Raw genomic sequence first — 16,297 nt, forward strand, 5'->3', positions numbered from 1 at the left:
CCGAGGCCGAACTCCTTGCTGCCCGGCAGCTCGGGGTCGCCGGGCGGGCCGAGCCGCTGGGCAGCCAGCAGGACGCCAACTTCCTTCTGCAGGACGGGAACGGGGACATACTCGCGGTCCTGAAGATCGCCAATCCGGCCTTCGGCGCCGTCGAGGTCGAGGCCCAGGACGCCGCCGCCGATCTGATCGCGGCGGCACACCCGGAGCTGCGGGTCGCCACCGTGCTGCGCGGGCCGGACGGTGGGCCGCGGCGCGCCGTCGTCGAGGCCGGCGGCGGGGCGGTCATGGCGCGGCTGTTGCGGCATCTGTCCGGCGGTACGCTGTCCGGCCCGCGGCACCTGTCGGCGCCGACGGTCGCGGCGATGGGTGAGATCGCGGGAAAGGTCAGCACCACGCTGCGGGATTTCCGGCACCCCGGGCTCGACCGCGTCCTGCAGTGGGACCCCGGCACGCCGACCGGGTGGTGGCCAGGCTCGCCGGGCACGTCACCGAGGCCGATCGGCGGGACGCTGTCCTGGCGGCGGCGAAGGAGGCCTGGGAGCGGGTGGCGGCGGTCGCGGCCGAACTGCCGCTGCAGGCCGTGCATCTGGACCTCACCGACGACAACCTGATCCGTCGGCCCGGCAGCCGTCCGCCGATGCCCGACGGGATCATCGACTTCGGTGATCTGACGACGAGTTGGGCGGTCGGCGAGCTCGCCGTGTCGCTCTCGTCGATGCTCCACCACGACGGCGTCGAGCCCCATCAGGTGCTGCCGGCCGTCCGGGCCTTCCATGCCGTCCGGCCGCTGTCCGCCGCCGAGGCGGGGGCGCTCTGGCCGCTGGTGGTGCTGCGGGCGGCCGTGCTGGTGGTCAGTGGGCGGCAGCAGGCGGCGGTCGACGCCGACAACGCCTACGCCACGGCCGCGCTCGACCGGGAGTGGCGGGTGTTCGAGCAGGCCACCCGCCTGCCGCTGGCGGTGATGACCAACCTGGTCCGGGACGCGGCGGGCGTCGCCTGCCGGCCCGCTCCGGTCGCCGCACCGACGCACCAACTGCTGCGCGAACTCGACGAGTTCGCCGTCCTCGACCTGTCCACCGATGCCGACGCGATGAACGGCGGGGCCTGGCTCGACGCCGGCGCCGAGGACCGGGCGGCGGCCGCCGCGCTGGCCGGCGGCGGGGCTGCCGCCCGCACCCCGTACGGCGCAGCCCGGCTCTCCCGGACTCCCGCACTGTCCACCGACTCCCCCGCCACCGTGTCCACCGGCGTCGACCTGTGGCTCGGCCGCACCGCCGTTGCGCAGGCGCCCGACGCCGGCCGGGTGTTGGCCGCGGGGCCGGGCCGGATCGAACTCGCCGTTGGGCAGCGGGTCCTGGCGCTGGCGTTCGCTGCCGACGTCCACCCGCTGGTGACCGCGGACGCGGAGGTCGATGCGGGCGCGGAGCTGGTGCGCCTCCCGGCCGGGGCCGCCCTGCACCTCTCGCTGCGCGACGCCGACGGTCCGGCCGTCCCGCCGCTGGTGCGTCCCGAGTACGCCGCGGGCTGGCTGCCGCTCACCACCGACCCGGCGCCGCTGCTGGGTCTGGCCGCCGAGCAGGCGGCGGACCGGGGCGACCTGTTGGAGCGGCGCGGCGCGGTGTTCGCGACGGTGCAGGGGCACTACTACGCGGCCCCGCCGCGGATCGAACGGGGTTGGCGCCACCACCTGTTGTCCACCGACGGCCGCTCGTACCTGGACATCGTCAACAATGTCACGCCGCTGGGCCACGCCCACCCGGGCGTGGAACGGGCGGTGGCCCGCCAGTTGCGGCGGCTGAACACCAACTCGCGGTTCCACTACGCCTCGGTGGTGGAGTTCACCGAGCGTCTCGCCGCGCTGCTGCCGGATCCGCTGGACACGGTGTTCCTGGTCAACTCCGGTTCCGAGGCGGTCGATCTGGGGCTGCGGCTGGCCATCGGCGCGACCGGGCAGCCCGATGTGGTGGCTCTCCGCGAGGCGTACCACGGCTGGACGTACGCGTCCGACGCGGTCTCCACCTCGCTCCAGGACAACCCGAACGCTCTTGCCACCCGGCCGAGTTGGGTCCACACCGTGGATTCGCCCAACTCCTACCGGGGCCGCCACCGCGGCGCGGACGCGGCCCGCTACGCCCCCGAGGCCGTCGCGGCGATCGACACTCTCGCCGCCGAGGGGCGCCCGGCCGGGGCGTTCGTCAGCGAGACCTTCTACGGCAACGCGGGCGGGGTGGCGCTGCCGGACGGCTACCTCGCCGAGGTGTACGCGGCGGTCCGCCGGCACGGCGGCCTGGCCGTCGCCGACGAGGTGCAGGCCGGTTACGGCCGACTCGGGCACTGGTTCTGGGGGTTCGAGCAGCAGCAGGTCGTCCCCGACATCGTCTGCGTCGCCAAGGCGATGGGCAACGGGCACCCGCTCGGCGCGGTCGTCACCACTCGGGAAATCGCCGAACGGTACCGGGAGCAGGGCTACTTCTTCTCCTCCACCGGCGGCAGCCCGGTCTCCAGCGTGGTCGGCCTGACCGTCCTGGACGCGCTGCGCGACGAGGACCTGCAGGGCAACGCGGTCCGCGTCGGCGGGCACCTGAAGCTCCGGCTCCAGGCGCTGGCCGAGCGGCACGCCGTGGTCGGCGCGGTGCACGGCTCCGGTCTGTACCTCGGGCTCGAACTGGTCCGCGACCGCGGCACGTTGGAGCCCGCCACCGAGGAGACCGCCGAGCTCTGCGACCGCATGCTCGACCTCGGCGTGGTCGTCCAGCCCACCGGTGACCACCTCAACATCCTGAAGATCAAGCCCCCGCTGTGCCTGGACACCGCCGCCGCGGACTTCTTCGCCGACACCCTGGACCTGGCTCTGACCCAGCTCGGCCACACCGGCCGACCGGAGGCCGATCCCGCCCCGGGCCCCACCCCTTCGAACTTCCTGGAACGGTGAAGATGTTGGACACGATCGTCGTCGGCGCGGGCATCGCCGGCCTCACCGCCGCTCGGCTGCTGCACGCCGCGGGACAGCGGGTGGTCGTGCTGGAGGCCCGGGACCGGGTCGGCGGCCGGATGTGGACGGACCGCACGGCCGGGTTCTCCGTCGACCGCGGCGCCTCCTGGATCCACGGCCTCACCGGCAACCCGCTCACCGGGATCGTCGCCGAACTCGGCCTGGAGACCGTCGAGTTCACGGTCGGGAGCTTCCAGGCGGGCGGGCGGCCGATCGCCGACCACGACGAGGCGCGGCGGCCGATGGACGAGGCCGCGACGAAGCGGTGGCTCGACGACGTCGAGACCGCGGACGCGCTCTTCCAGCAGGCGATCGCCGACTCCGGCGACGACGAGAGCTACGCCGACGCCACCGAACGCACCCTCGCCGGCACCGGCTGGGACGCCGAACGGGCCGACCGCGTCCGGCAGTTCTACCGGCACCGCACCGAGGAGCAGTGCGGCGCGGACATCGAGCAGGTCGCCGCCCACGCCCTCGACGAGGACGCCATCGAGGGCGAGGAGGTGATCTTCCCGGGCGGCTACGACGCCATCCCCCACGCCTTCGCGGCAGGCCTCGACGTCCGCCTGGGCACCACCGTCACCGCCGTCACCAGGTCGGCGTCCGGCGTCCGGGTCGACACCGACAGTGGCGCCTTCGAGGCCGCCCGGGCGATCGTCACGGTGCCGCTGGGCGTGCTGAAGGCCGGGGCGATCGCCTTCACCCCCGCGCTGCCGGACGCCGTCGCGGGACCGATCGCCCGACTCGGCATGGGCGCGTTCAACAAGGTCTTCCTCCGCTTCCCCGAGCGGTTCTGGCCGGACGGCGTCTACGCGATCCGCCAGCACGGCCGGGCCGGCGTCCCCTGGCACTCCTGGTACGACGTCTCCGCGGTGAGCGGCCGGCCGATGCTGCTGACCTTCGCCGGCGGCGACTGGGCACGGGAGATCGAGCAGCTGACCGACGAGGAGATCGTCACCTCGGTGGTCGACGCCCTGCGCGGCATCCACGGCGACGCCGTCCCCGACCCGGTGGCGCACTGGATCACCCGCTGGGCCTCCGACCCGCTCGCCCTCGGCTCCTACTCGTACGTCGCCGTCGGCTCCTCGCACGACGACCACGACGCGATGGCCGAACCCGTCGACGGCGTCCTGCACTTCGCCGGCGAGGCCACCTACGGCCACGAACCGGCCACCGTCCACGGCGCGCTCCTCTCCGGCCACCGCGCCGCCGAACGCGTCCTCGGCACACCGCTCGCCCTGACCGGCCTCACCCGGGAGCTGGATCCTTCGAGCTGACGGGTGCCGCGTCGCTCCCCGTGACGGAGAGCGACGCGGAACCAGACCACCGCGCTACCGTGTCGCTCAGCGGGGAGGGGGCGGGAAGTTGTTGAGCTGGAGGAGGTTCCAGCTCTGGTTCGCCGTGTTCCAGTAGTCGTCGCTGGGGATGCAGTCCCACTGCTGCAGGACGGCCTGCTCACCGGGCGTGCCGGACGGGGCGTTCGCGTCCAGACATCTGTCGGTGGCCCGATTCTTGATGACCATGGTCATGGGGAAGCACAGGGTGGGACAGGTGTGACCCACCCATGCGGTGCGCCATTCGGACGGCGCGTAACCGGCGTCGCAGTACGGGTACTGGATGACGGGGGTGCCGTTCGAGTAGGTCCCCGCGCGCCAGTCGAGCATCAGGCACTGGCCGGAGTGCAGAGCCTTGATCCGGAAGTACCCGTTCCCACTGTCGAGCAGCTCGTACTGCTGGGAGAGGCTGGTGTTGTCCGGCCACAGGAAGACGCCGGTGTACGAGGCGGTCTGTCCCCAGATGACGTCGGCGCGCAGCCCGGTCCGGACGTTGACGAGCTTGTACCGGGTGGGGTCCGTCGCGTGGGCGGACGAGGGGGCCAGTGCCGCGACGACGACGAACGCCACGGCCGCCGCCAGGGCCGCCGGAGAGAGCCGGGAGAGCCGGCGCCCGGCCGATGCAGTGGACCTGGGGGGACGGCCGAACCGTCGGAGCAGCGGTGTCCGCATGGTGTGGTCCTCCATGGGTTCGAGTGACCGGCGTGGTCGCCGGTTTGGCCCGGACACCCTGGCACCGCGGCCTGTGCGCCGACCTTGCGGCTACCTTGCGACCACCTTGCGAGCCAAGCCAGCATGGGGAGTTGGGCGTTCCGCGGGCACTGTCGATCACCTGGGGGTACATGTGGACTTCCGGCTGCTGGGCGAGATCGAGGTACGGTCGGCGGGCCGGGCGCTCGACATCGGTGCGCCGCGGCAGCAACTCGTCCTGGCCGCACTGCTCGTCGACGCCCGAAGACCGGTCCCGATCGAGGCCCTCGTCGACCGGGTCTGGGGCCACGACCCGCCCGCCAACCCCCGGCCCGTCCTGTACGCCCACCTGAGCCGCATCCGCGCACTGCTGAGACGGCTCGACGGCGGCACGCCCGCGCGGATCGAACGCCGCCACGCCGGCTACGTGTTGGACGTCGACCCCGAGCGGATCGACCTCCACCGGTTCCGCCGGCTGGTCGCCGACCGGCAGCACGACGACGAGACCCGCGCCGAGACGCTCGCCGAGGCCCTGGACCTGTGGCGCGGCGAACCCCTGGCCGGCCTCTCGGGCGCCTGGGCCGCGCAGGTCCGGGCCGGCTGGCACCAACGGCGACTGGACGCGGCCGTGCAGTGGGCACAGGCCGAGTTCCGGCTCGGCCGCGCCACCGCGGTCGTCTCCGCCGTGCCCGACCTCGCCGCCGAGTACCCCCTGGCCGAGCCCCTGGAACACGCCCTGATCCAGGCCCTGCACGCGACCGGACGGGGTGCGGAGGCCCTGCACCGCTACGGCGTCGTCCGCCGACGCCTGGCCGAAGAACTCGGCGCCGACCCCGGCCGCGACCTCCAGACCCTCTACCGAACCGTCCTGACCCCGCCCCCACCGCCCCGCCGCCCCACCGCCCCGGTACCCGGCGCCGCCCCTCCCGCCCCGCCGCCGACGTCCACACCGAAACCCTGAAACCCGCCGTCCTGACCCACGCCCGCACCCGCCACGGCGCCCACCCGACAGACTTCGGCCAACTCCTCGGGCCCTGACGGCCGTTCAGAAACCCTCGTTCGAGCGACGCCGGGCGGCGGGTCAGGGGGTGACTTCGCGGGTGTGGAGGTCGGTGAGGGTTTCGCGGCGGATCAGGAGGCGGAGGTGGCCGGCGTGGACGGTGGCGACGGGTGGGCGGGCGGTGAGGTTGTAGGTGGAGGACATGGAGAGGTGGTAGGCGCCGGCGGTGGGGGTGGTGAGGAGGTCGCCGGGGCGGAGGTCGGTGGGGAGGGGGGTGTTGCGGGCCAGGATGTCGCCGGCTTCGCAGTGGCGGCCGACGACGTCGAAGGGGCGGGTCGGGGCGGTGCCGGTGCGGCCCAGGAGGCGGACGGTGTAGGCGGAGCCGTAGAGCGCGGGGCGGGGGTTGTCGCTCATGCCGCCGTCGACCGCGGCGAAGGCGTGGCCGTCCGCGGTGTGTTTGACGGAGAGCACCCGGTAGACGGCCACGGCGGCGGGGGCCGCGATCGCCCGGCCCGGTTCGATGGTCAACTTCGGTACGGCCAGGCCGTTTTCGGCGCAGCGGGCGGCCAGGCGGGTGGTGACTTCGGCGGCGAAGTGCGCGGGGGCGAGTTCGGGGTCGTCGGGGAGGTAGCGCACGCCGTGGCCGCCGCCCAGGTCGAGTTCGGGGAGTTCGACGCCGTGGCGGTCGCGGATCAGGGCGAGCAGGTCGACCAGGCGGTCGAGGGCCGTGAGGTAGGGGGCGGTGTCGGTGATCTGGGAGCCGAGGTGGCAGTGCAGGCCGGTCAGGCGGAGGCCGGGTTGGGCGAGGATGCGGCGGATCACCTCGGCGGCCTCGCCGGCGGCGATCGAGAAGCCGAACTTCTGTCCGTCGACGCCGGTGCGGACGGCGCTGTGGTGTCCGGCGGCGACGCCGGGCAGGACGCGTACCAGGACGCGCTGCGGGGTGTCGGCCGCGGTGAGGGCGGCCAGGCGCGGGACTTCGGCGAGGTTGTCGATCACGATCCGGCCGACCCGCAGGCGGCGGGCCAGCCGCAGTTCCTCGGGGGTCTTGGCGTTGCCGTGCAGGAGGATCCGTTCGGGCGGGAAGCCCGCGGCGGCGGCGAGGCTCAGCTCACCGGCCGAGCAGACGTCGAGGCCCAGTCCCTCCTCTGCGATCCACTCGGCCATCGCTGTGCAGAGGAACGCCTTCGCGGCGTACAGCACGTCGGCGTCCGGCAGGGCGCGGCGGTAGGCCCGGGCGCGGCGGCGGACCTCGTCCTCGTCGAGCACGTACAGCGGGGTCCCGAACCGCTCGGCGGCCTCGCGCAGGCTGACGCCGCCGAGGGTCAGGTCGCCGTCGCGTCCGGGCCGGGCGGACGCGGGCCAGGGGCTGCCGAGCGGGCGGGGCGCCGAGCGGACGGGGCTCAGTTCGGGCAGGTCGGAGAGGGTGGTCATCGCGGGGGTTCTCCTGGTCCGGAGGGAGGGTTCGGCCCCGGCGGCGGTCGGCCGTCCGGGGCCCGATGGGCGGGCGGTGTCGCCGACGCGCCGTCAGTCCTCGTAGTGCATGGTGTAGCGGCAGTGCCCGGCGACGGGGCGGCGGGTCCGGTCGGGCGCGGGCCGGTTCTCGGGAACGCCGTCGGACCAGCTGTCGAAGACCGATCCGCGCAGCAGGCGGCGGAGGGTCGCATCGCCGGGCCGGTCGTGCTGCCCGTTCGGCACCTGGTTCACGGGGGCGAGCTGGAGGTCGGTCATGGCGTGGTCCCTTTCACCGGGGGGCGAGGGGCGGGCCTTCGGAGCGGCTGCGCCCACGACTCCAGTGCACGCCCGCCGTCCGCCGCCCGCACCGGTTCTTGACGCGGCGGCTACACCGATCGGGCCTGCCCTGACGGGACGTTGACGGAAGCGGCCGACGCTCGGCGCGGCACGTCAACGGTCCGTACGGATCGCACCCCGCCCGATCAGGAACGCAACAGGAAGGCGTCGTCGCCGGTGGCGAGCGGGGATAGCGTCTCTGCTGCGCCCGTGAGCGGCGCCTGGTGTCCGCCCGTCGTGTGGAGGTAGGCCGTGAAGCAGCAGCTGCGGTACCCCGAACGTTCGAAGCCGTCGGAACGCACCCCGACCGGACGGCTGGTGGTACCCGTCCGATCGGGTCCGGCGGGCCACACGCTCCGCGTCTTCCGTACCGCCGTCGGTGACCGCACCGCGGTCGCCTTCACCTCCGAACAGCGCCTGATCGCCGTCCTCGGCCCCGACCATCCCTGGATCGCCCTCGCCGAGCCCGCCCTGCGCGCTCTGTGCGAGCCGCTGGGCATCACCGCACTCACCGTCGACCCCCCACTGGCCGCCCCCGCCCCGGCCCCCTGCGACCCGGCACTCCCCCGGAACCCCGAACCCGGGAGCCTCGAATCCCGGAACTCCGAGCCCCGGAACTCCGAGCCCCGGAGCCTCGAACCCCGGAACCCCGAGCCCCGGGACCCCGAGATCCGCCCGCGGACCCCGGCCTCGGCGCAACGAGGCCCCTCGCGCGTCGTCTGACCGTCGGGCGGCGGCCGCGCATCTCGCCCGCAAGTCCCTTGCGCGACAGGGGCCGGGGCTACGCTACGGGCATGGAAACCGGGGGGAACGGGTTCACCGTGAGCGGGGATCCGCGGGAATTGGGGGAAGCCCTCGCCCTTGAGGCGGGGCTGGCCCGGGCGTTGGACGGGGCGGAGGCGGGGCCGGCGGAGGCGTCCCTCCGGGTGGACGCGGGGCCGATCCTGGCCGAGGCCGAGCGGATGGCCCGGCAGCAGGGGCCCGGGGCCGCCCGGGAGTACCTGATGCGGGAGTCGCGGCGGTACGTGCGCTGGCTGCGGCCGATCGACTTCGGGCTGGCGGGGAACGACAGCGCCGGCCCAGATCTCGCGGTCGGCGTGCGCGGCACACTGGTGCGGCTGGTCGCGTACGCGGTGGTGTACGGCGAGCAGGCGGGGGTGCCCGCGGACCGGCTCGCGGCCGACCTGATCGGCTCGGGCGCGGTCGAGCTCGGGGAGGCGGGCCTGGCGGTCACGCTCCCGCTGCTGTCCAACTGCTACCTGCGGCTCGACCGGCCGGAGCTCGCGCTGACGACGCTGCTGCGCTGCCCGCCGGCCGATGCCGTCTCGCTGCTGGGTTCGGTGCTGCCGGCCGCGCGCCTCACCTGGGCGGCCGGCGGGCGGGAGCGGCTGGCCCGGCTGGTCGCGGTCGACTGGCGGTGCGACCCGACGGGTCTGGCCAAGGAGCTGGTCGGCCGGCTGGTGACCGAACGGGAGCCCACGCCACAGGAGTTGGCGACCCGGCAGGGCCTGCGGCACTCGGCGTTCGAGCGGGGCGACTGGGCGGGGCTGCGCCGGCTCGCGCTGTCCGACGTCATCTGGCTGGAGGACACCGCGACGCTGTGGCGGGCGCTGTCGGCGATCCTCCGGATGAACCGGGCCGTGGACCAGTCCGAGTTGGCGGACGCCATGGCCGACCGACTGGAGAGGCGCGGTGATCGAGGATGAGCGGCGACACCGGGCCGGGCGGCGGCGAGCCGTCGACGGCCTACCAGGACTTCCTGAGCCGCAACCCGGGGGCCGACCTGGCCGTGGTGCACCTGGGGGCGGACGCCGTGCACCACGTGTTCTTCACCGAGCCCATGTGCCTGGTGCCGAGCGCCTACGTCAAGGAGCTCGCGGTCGGGGCGGCCGCCACCTGGGACATGCTGATGACGGCGGTCTGGGACGGGATGGAGGCGATGCAGCGCCTCGGCGGCGTCGGCCCGGCCCTGAGCGCCCAGCTGCTGGTGGCGCTCGGCGGCAACCCGCTCCGGGCGGGGGTGTCCCCTCGGCGGCACGTCCACCTGGCCCTGCTGGCCACCCAGGGCTTCGAGGAGCACGGGTCGCCGCTGCAGCAGGGCCGGGCGTACCTGGAGCTGGGCGTCGCGCTGGGCGCACTCCGCCGGGTGTCCGACGCGATGACCGCCCTGGAGCGCGCCCGCGCACTGCTGGAGCGGGCGGGGGACGACCACGGGCTCCGGGCCGGCCACGCCAGGACGGCCGGTCTGATGACCCGGCTCGGCCTGCCCGAGCAGGCGCTGCTGCGCGCCGAGGAGGGCATGCGGATCGGCGCCCGGCTGGAGCCGAAGCCGTCCCGGGGGCAGACGTTCGTCACCGGCCACCTGCACCACCAGCGCGTGCAGGCGCTCACCGACCTGGGGCTGCTGGACGACGCGGACCGCGCCCTGGAGGACTGGCGCGCGGACGCCGGAAGCGACCGCGACGTTCACGACCTGCTGCGCAGCACAGCAGAGTTGAGGGACAGTCAGGGCCGCCCCACCGAGGCCCTGGCCTGCTACATCCAGGCCGTCGACGCACGGTTCGCCCGGCCGACGGCGGACTCGCTGGCCGGGCGCAGCTTCTTCCTGGAACACAGCGCGCACCTCGTCGGGCGTGCGGTCGGCGCGGCGCTCCAAGCGCACCGGCCGGACCTCGCGGTCGGCGTGCTCGCGGCCGTCGGGCGGGGCGGCCCGGGGCCGCTGCACCCGGGCGCCGCCGCGCAGGACGAGCTGCGGCACCGGGTCGGGCAGCTCACCCGGTCCGCGACGGCCGCTGTCGTGGCGGGCGACCGGGCCGAGCTGGACGACCAGGAGAACCGGGCGCGGGAGCTCCTGGAGACCTGGCAGAGCCAGGCCGCCGGGCAGCAGGGGGCGCAGCCGGCCCGGACGGTCGCGGAGCTCGCCGAGGCCCTGCCGCGGGCGGTGCGGGCCGGTGAGCTCGCGCTCTGGTACGGGCGCAGCGACCGGGGGGACGGCGTGGTGCTGGCGGTCCGCGACGGCGCGGTGTTCCGGCGCAGCATCGCGCTCCCGGCCGAGGAGTTGGAGCGGCTGGCCGACCTGGCCAGGGACGAGTGCCTGCGGCGGAGCGGCACGGAGGGCCTGGACCGGCTCGGCGCGGCCGTGCTGGATCCGGTGGCGGACCTGCTGGCCGGGGTGGGGCGGGTCTTCGTCACGGCACAGGGGGTGCTGGAGGAGTTTCCGTTCCACGCCGCGCCGTTCCGCGGGGAGCCGCTGGTGGTGAGCGCCGAGGTGCGGTCCCTGCCGTCGCTCGCGCACCTGCTCCGCCGCCGGAACGGGCCGGCCCCGCAGCGGGCCGGGGGCGCCGTGGTGGGCGCGGTCCGCTCGCCCCGCTACGAACTGCTGCCCGACCTGCCCGCGGTGCACGCCGAGGCGGACGCGGTGCGGGCGGTCTTCCCCGGCACGACCGTGCTGCACGGCGACGAGGCGACCGCGGCGGCCGTCCTCGGCAGCTTCGCCACCGCCGACCTGCTGCACCTCGCGGGCCACGCCGCCTTCGCGGCCCGGGAGCCCAATCTGGCCCGGATCCTGCTGGCGGACCGGCCGCTGTTCGCGTTCGAGATCGCCTGCGCGCCGCGGGTGCCGCGCCTGGTCAACATCAGCGGTTGCCGGGCCGGGGCGGAGCACCGGACGCTGGGCGGCGAGGGCGAGGGCCTGCCGTCGGCGTTCCTGGCGGCCGGCGCGGAGGTCGTGGTGGCGCCGCTCTGGCCGGTGCGGGACGACGCCGCGTTGCTGTTCAACCGGCTGCTCTACCCCGAACTGGCCCGCTCCGGAGGCGACTTGGCGCAGGCCGCACGGAGCGCCCAGCTCGCCGTGCGGCGGTATCCGGACTACTCCCACCCCGGGTTCTGGGGTGGCTTCACCGTGCAGGGGGCGTTGTGAGCGGAGCGGAAGAGTCCAGGCAGCGGGGCGGAGCGGAACTGCCCGGGCAGCAGGGCGCAGCAGCGGAAGGGCCCGGGCGGCAGGGCGGACCGGCCCCGGCCGGTCTGCCGCCGGACCGCGGCACCTATCTGAACGACGACGTACCGGGCCTGCCGCTGACCACCCTGCTGTTCACCTGCGCCGTCCACCAGGAGGACCAGGTCGTCGCGTACTACGACCCGGAGGAGCCGCCGCGCTGCTCGCACGGCGACCTGATGGCACGGAAGGCCCGATGAGCACCCTTCTCGACGGGGGCCTCGGCAGTGTCGAGCGGTTCTTCGGTTCACGGTTCGTCATCGCGGTGCTGCTGCCCCTCGCCCTCGTGGGGGCGGTCTCGGCCCCGGTCGTGCTGACGCTCTCCGGCCGCTCGTTCGACGCGGTGCTGGACGCCTGGCACCGGCACGGGACGCTGGGGCAGGCGGTGATCGCGCTCGCCGGCCTGCTGTCGCTGGCCGTGGCCGGCTATCTGCTCTCCTTCTTCCAACTCCCGGCGCTCCGGCTGCTGGAGGGCTACTGGTCGCCGGCCGGCCCGCTGGCGGCGCTCGGCCGCCGCCGGACGGAGCACCACCGCCGCCTCGCGGCGGACGGCTGGCGGCAGGTGGCGGCGGACCCGGCCGCCCACTCCGCCCTGGCGGTGCGGCTCCAGACGGACTATCCGCCGCGCTCCCGGCTCGCCGCCGGCTGCCTGCCGACCGCGTTCGGCAACCGGCTGCGCGCCGCGGAGTACTACCCGTTGGAGCGCTACGGCGTGGACACCGCGGTGATCTGGCCGCGCCTGCACCCGCTGCTGCCGGAGGACTGTCGGACCCGGCTGGCCGACGCGCGGTCGGCGCTCGACTGCGTGGCCTCCCTGGTCGTGCTGGCGGCCGCGTTCGGCACGCTCTGGCCGGTCCTGCTGGTGCTGGACGGCGGCCGCTTCGGCCCGGCCGCCTGGTGCCTGCTGGGCTGGCCGGCCGCCTGGGTCGGGTACCGGGTGCTGCTGCAGGTCGCCGTCTCCTACGGCCAGGAGATCAAGGTCGCCGTCGACCTCCACCGCCGGGCGCTGCTGAAGCACCTGGAACTCGACTCCGCCGCACCCGACCTGGCCGCGGAACGGGTGCTGTGGGACGCGCTGGCCCAGTTCTACCTGCGGAACCTGCCGTTCGAGGTGCCCCAACTTCCGTCCCCCGCGGCCTGATCCGGCCCGCGTCCGCGACCGGGACGCTCCGGGACGGCGAACGTCGTCTTCCGGCCGAATGTCTAGACCACTGCACCGTACGCGCATCTGATGGGTAATCAAATCATCACCCCCACAGTGATGTTGGAGACCCCCATGACCATTCGCGTGCGCCACCGTCCTCTGATTCTCACGTCCCTCCTGGCCCTGGCCCTGGCCGGCTGCAGCTCCGGCTCAGGCGGCGGCTCCGACGCCGGCGGCAAGCTGACGGTGTGGCTGGCCGTCGACGCCCAGGAGACGTGGCCGGAATTGGTCCAGTCCACCAATGACCGTTTCGCCAAGGCCCATCCCGGGGTCAAGGTCGATGTCCAGTACCAGCAGTGGACGACGAAGAACCAGAAGCTGGACGCCGTCCTCGCCGGGAAGAACGTGCCCGACGTGGTGGAGATGGGCAACAGCGAGACCACCAACTACATCGTCAACGGCGCGTTCGCCCCGGTCGACCCGGCCCGCTTCGACCAGTCGGACGCCTGGCTGCCGGCCCTCGCCGACGCCTGCCGCAAGGACGGCCGGACGTACTGCGTGCCCTACTACGTCGGGGCCCGGGTCGGGATCTACCGCACCGACCTGTTCAACCAGGCCGGCGTCGCCGGGGCGCCGAAGACCTATCCCGAACTGCTCGCAGCGTTCGACAAGTTGAAGAGCACGTTCGGCCCCGCCGACCCGAACTTCTCCGCCTTCTACCTGCCGGGCCGGTACTGGTACGCGGCCATGGCGTTCGTGAAGGACGCGGGCGGCGAGATCGCCGTGCAGGACGGCGGCCGCTGGAAGGCCTCGCTGTCCTCGCCGAAGTCCGTGGCGGGGCTCACCGAGTGGAAGCGGCTGATCGACGCCTACTACGTCGGCGACCGCGCCAAGGACAACGGCGACCAGCCGGGCGTCGTCGGCCAGGGCCACGTGGGCGTGTTCTACGGCAACACCTGGGAGGCCGACGCCGCCGCCGACCCGCGCTCCGGCGGGGACCCGAAGCTGAAGGACAGGTTCGCCACCTTCCCGTTCCCCGGCCCGTCCGGGAAGCTCCTGCCGCCGTTCCTCGGCGGGTCCACGCTGGCCGTGCCCGCCAAGTCCGCGCGCAAGGACCTGGCCGCCGACTGGATCAAGCTGTTCACCGACCGGGAGTCGCAGAAGGCGCTGATCGCCGCGAACACCCTGCCCAACAACACCGCCCAGCTGGCCGAGGTCGCCGCCGGCGGCATCAACGGGCCGTCCGCCCAGGCCGCGGCCACCGGCGGCTGGATGACCCCGTTCGCGCCGGGCTGGACGTCGGTGGAGAAGTCCAACGTCCTGCCCGAGATGCTCGAACGGATCGCCAACGGCAAGGCCTCGGTGCAGGACGCCGCCCGGGACGCCGACCGGCGGATCGACGAAGTGATCAATGAGCGCTGACCGGGTCCGGCGGCACCGGCCGTCGCTGCTGCCGTACCTGCTGATCGGCCCCACCGTCCTCGCGCTCGTCCTGGTGCTCGGCTACCCGCTCGTGGACATGGTCCTGCTCGCCTTCCAGGACATGACCCGCGAACAGCTGTTCAGCGGCGCGGCGCCGCCGTGGGCGGGGCTGGACCAGTTCCGGCGGATCCTCGGGGACGGGTTCTTCTGGACGGTGGTGCTGCGCACGGTGGTGTTCACCGCGGTGTGCGTCGCCCTCACCGTGCTCTGCGGGCTGTTCACCGCGCAGCTGATGCACCGCGTCTCGCCGTGGGTGCGCGCCGTCATCGCCGGGGTGCTGGTCACGGTGTGGGCGATGCCGGCCATGGTCGCCGCGTCGATCTTCCGCTGGCTCTTCGACGCCGACTACGGCGCGGTGAACTGGACGCTGTCCCTGCTGCCCGGGGTCGACCTGGCCAAGCACAACTGGTTCACCGACCCCTGGCAGGGCTTCGCCGTCATCGTCGCCGTCGTGGTGTGGGGCGCGCTGCCGTTCGCGGCGATCACCCTGCGGGCCGCGCTGGCGCAGGTCCCGGCGGAGCTGGAGGAGTCCGCGGTGCTCGACGGCGCCCGGCCGTTCCAAGTCTTCCGGCACGTCACCCTTCCGGTGATCAGGCCGGTCCTGCTGATGGTCACCACGCTGATGGCCATCTGGGACTTCGGCGTCTTCAACCAGATCTGGCTGATGCGCGGCGGCCAGCCCGAGCGGGAGTACTACCTGCTCGGCATCTACTCCTTCATCGAGTCGTTCGCCGTCAACCGGTACAGCACCGGCGCCGCCATCGCCCTGGTGACCGTCGTACTGCTGCTCGCCGGATCGGTCGTTTACTTGCGCCAGATGCTCAGGACGGGAGAGATCGAATGAGACGACGGCGGTCGCCGGCCCTCGACCTGCTGGGGCTGGTGGTGGCCGCGGTGGTCGGCTTCCCCGTGTACTGGATGGTGCTCACCGCGTTCCGGCCGGCCAACGAGATCCTCAGCCTGCCGCCGCACTTCTGGCCCGGCCGGCCCACGCTCGCCAACTTCTCCCGGGCCCTGCACACGGAGACCTTCTGGGCCAACGTGCGCTCCAGCGTCCTGATCGGCGTCGGCACCGTCCTGGTGTCGCTGGTCGTCGGCACCCTCGCGGCGTTCGCGCTGGCCCGGTTCCGTTTCCTGGGCCGGCGGGCGTTCGTGGTGGTGATCCTGGTCGTGCAGATGGTCCCGCTCACCGCCCTGATCATCCCGGTGTACCTGCTGCTGAACGACGTCGGGATGACCGACAGCATCGCCGGGGTGATCCTCACCTACCTGGTGTTCACGCTGCCGTTCACGGTGTGGATGCTGCGCGGGTTCATCGCCGGCGTGCCGGTGGAGCTGGAGGAGGCCGCCATGGTCGACGGCTGCAGCCGGCTCGGCGCGTTCCGCCGGGTGGTCCTCCCGCTGCTCGCGCCCGGCATCGTCGCCACCTCGGTGTTCGCGCTCGTCCAGGCCTGGAACGAGTACGTCCTCGTCTACGTGCTGCTGTCCACCCCGACGAAACAGACCGTCAGCATCTGGCTGGTCTCCTTCCAGACCGGCTTCGGCACCGACTACGGCGGTCTCATGGCGGGCGCCACGCTGACCGCGCTGCCCGTGGTGGTGTTCTTCCTCGTCGTCCAGCGCAGGATCGCCTCCGGCCTCGCCGCCGGGGCGGTCAAGGGCTGAACGGCGAGAACCGCGCGCCCCGTTCACCACCGAGCGCCGCAGGTCGCCCCGATCTGCGGCGCTCGGCACGGAGCGGGCGACCGGAACAGCTCCCCGGGCGCGCTCCGCTCCACCGCCGGACGGGTGAATCCCCGGTCCCCTCCTGGCGGGAACCACGACGCGGCGCCGAGGCGGGCGAAGAATCGGGGCAGTTCGCCCGAGAACG

The 16,297-nt window shown here is 73.9% G+C and carries 14 protein-coding genes; 11 read left to right on the forward strand and 3 right to left on the reverse strand.

Annotated features, from left to right (window positions below; translation table 11 throughout):
• Positions 1–460 precede the first annotated feature (460 nt).
• Positions 461–2,932: an aminotransferase gene (locus ACI1MP_RS08790; protein WP_404868258.1), complete on the forward strand. Its 2,472-nt coding sequence runs from the start codon at positions 461–463 to the stop codon at positions 2,930–2,932.
• A 2-nt stretch (positions 2,933–2,934) separates the two neighbouring features.
• Positions 2,935–4,269 carry a flavin monoamine oxidase family protein gene (locus ACI1MP_RS08795; RefSeq protein ID WP_404868259.1) on the forward strand — a complete coding sequence of 445 codons (1,335 nt, stop codon included), beginning with the start codon at positions 2,935–2,937 and terminating at the stop codon, positions 4,267–4,269.
• 66 nt (positions 4,270–4,335) lie between these two features.
• Here the strand turns inward: ACI1MP_RS08795 and ACI1MP_RS08800 are convergent, their stop codons facing one another.
• Positions 4,336–5,013 (reverse strand): RICIN domain-containing protein, encoded by a 678-nt coding sequence (locus ACI1MP_RS08800; protein ID WP_404868260.1) that lies wholly within the window; start codon positions 5,011–5,013, stop codon positions 4,336–4,338.
• A 157-nt stretch (positions 5,014–5,170) separates the two neighbouring features.
• On the opposite strand from ACI1MP_RS08800, the gene ACI1MP_RS08805 reads away from it, so the two are divergent.
• Positions 5,171–5,977 carry a BTAD domain-containing putative transcriptional regulator gene (locus tag ACI1MP_RS08805; protein WP_380336117.1) on the forward strand — a complete coding sequence of 269 codons (807 nt, stop codon included), beginning with the start codon at positions 5,171–5,173 and terminating at the stop codon, positions 5,975–5,977.
• Between the two features lie 120 nt (positions 5,978–6,097).
• Here ACI1MP_RS08805 and lysA read toward each other — a convergent pair whose 3' ends face one another.
• A complete protein-coding gene (gene lysA, locus ACI1MP_RS08810; protein ID WP_404868261.1) occupies positions 6,098–7,450 on the reverse strand; it encodes a diaminopimelate decarboxylase in 1,353 nt (450 codons plus the stop codon).
• Between the two features lie 93 nt (positions 7,451–7,543).
• Positions 7,544–7,747 carry a hypothetical protein gene (locus tag ACI1MP_RS08815; protein WP_380336112.1) on the reverse strand — a complete coding sequence of 68 codons (204 nt, stop codon included), beginning with the start codon at positions 7,745–7,747 and terminating at the stop codon, positions 7,544–7,546.
• Between the two features lie 312 nt (positions 7,748–8,059).
• Here ACI1MP_RS08815 and ACI1MP_RS08820 point away from each other — a divergent pair, with 312 nt between their 5' ends.
• The 8 genes from ACI1MP_RS08820 (at position 8,060) to ACI1MP_RS08855 (ending at position 16,092) form a co-directional block, all read left to right on the forward strand.
• On the forward strand, positions 8,060–8,530 hold the full coding sequence (locus ACI1MP_RS08820; RefSeq protein ID WP_404868262.1) for an SAV_915 family protein: 471 nt from the start codon (positions 8,060–8,062) through the stop codon (positions 8,528–8,530).
• 71 nt (positions 8,531–8,601) lie between these two features.
• The gene (locus ACI1MP_RS08825; RefSeq protein WP_404868263.1) at positions 8,602–9,513 is read left to right on the forward strand and encodes a hypothetical protein; all 912 of its coding nucleotides are present in this window, start codon (positions 8,602–8,604) and stop codon (positions 9,511–9,513) included.
• Complete coding sequence (locus tag ACI1MP_RS08830; protein ID WP_404868264.1) at positions 9,510–11,726, forward strand: CHAT domain-containing protein; 2,217 nt, start codon at positions 9,510–9,512, stop codon at positions 11,724–11,726. Before ACI1MP_RS08825 ends, ACI1MP_RS08830 begins: the two co-directional genes overlap by 4 nt.
• Positions 11,723–12,001 (forward strand): hypothetical protein, encoded by a 279-nt coding sequence (locus ACI1MP_RS08835; RefSeq protein WP_380336100.1) that lies wholly within the window; start codon positions 11,723–11,725, stop codon positions 11,999–12,001. Before ACI1MP_RS08830 ends, ACI1MP_RS08835 begins: the two co-directional genes overlap by 4 nt.
• Entirely contained in the window at positions 11,998–12,942 is a 945-nt protein-coding gene (locus ACI1MP_RS08840; protein WP_380336097.1) for a hypothetical protein, read from the forward strand. The genes ACI1MP_RS08835 and ACI1MP_RS08840 overlap by 4 nt, the downstream gene beginning before the upstream one ends.
• A 135-nt stretch (positions 12,943–13,077) precedes the next feature.
• Positions 13,078–14,367, forward strand: coding sequence for an extracellular solute-binding protein (locus ACI1MP_RS08845; protein WP_404868265.1), 1,290 nt, complete (start codon positions 13,078–13,080; stop codon positions 14,365–14,367).
• Entirely contained in the window at positions 14,357–15,271 is a 915-nt protein-coding gene (locus tag ACI1MP_RS08850) for a carbohydrate ABC transporter permease (RefSeq protein WP_380336091.1), read from the forward strand. Before ACI1MP_RS08845 ends, ACI1MP_RS08850 begins: the two co-directional genes overlap by 11 nt.
• Positions 15,268–16,092, forward strand: coding sequence for a carbohydrate ABC transporter permease (locus tag ACI1MP_RS08855; protein ID WP_100586174.1), 825 nt, complete (start codon positions 15,268–15,270; stop codon positions 16,090–16,092). The genes ACI1MP_RS08850 and ACI1MP_RS08855 overlap by 4 nt, the downstream gene beginning before the upstream one ends.
• Positions 16,093–16,297 lie beyond the last annotated feature (205 nt).

This window comes from Kitasatospora griseola (assembly GCF_044999035.1).
Lineage (GTDB): Bacteria > Actinomycetota > Actinomycetes > Streptomycetales > Streptomycetaceae > Kitasatospora > Kitasatospora griseola.

Bases quoted from the DNA above. Each gene is read 5' to 3' on its own strand.
- ACI1MP_RS08855 (WP_100586174.1), top strand. From the start codon at position 15,268: ATGAGACGACGGCGGTCGCCGGCCCTCGACCTGCTGGGGCTGGTGGTG.
- ACI1MP_RS08800 (WP_404868260.1), bottom strand. From the start codon at position 5,013: ATGGAGGACCACACCATGCGGACACCGCTGCTCCGACGGTTCGGCCGT.
- ACI1MP_RS08845 (WP_404868265.1), top strand. From the start codon at position 13,078: ATGACCATTCGCGTGCGCCACCGTCCTCTGATTCTCACGTCCCTCCTG.
- ACI1MP_RS08825 (WP_404868263.1), top strand. From the start codon at position 8,602: ATGGAAACCGGGGGGAACGGGTTCACCGTGAGCGGGGATCCGCGGGAA.
- ACI1MP_RS08840 (WP_380336097.1), top strand. From the start codon at position 11,998: ATGAGCACCCTTCTCGACGGGGGCCTCGGCAGTGTCGAGCGGTTCTTC.
- ACI1MP_RS08815 (WP_380336112.1), bottom strand. From the start codon at position 7,747: ATGACCGACCTCCAGCTCGCCCCCGTGAACCAGGTGCCGAACGGGCAG.
- ACI1MP_RS08850 (WP_380336091.1), top strand. From the start codon at position 14,357: ATGAGCGCTGACCGGGTCCGGCGGCACCGGCCGTCGCTGCTGCCGTAC.
- ACI1MP_RS08830 (WP_404868264.1), top strand. From the start codon at position 9,510: ATGAGCGGCGACACCGGGCCGGGCGGCGGCGAGCCGTCGACGGCCTAC.
- lysA (WP_404868261.1), bottom strand. From the start codon at position 7,450: ATGACCACCCTCTCCGACCTGCCCGAACTGAGCCCCGTCCGCTCGGCG.
- ACI1MP_RS08795 (WP_404868259.1), top strand. From the start codon at position 2,935: ATGTTGGACACGATCGTCGTCGGCGCGGGCATCGCCGGCCTCACCGCC.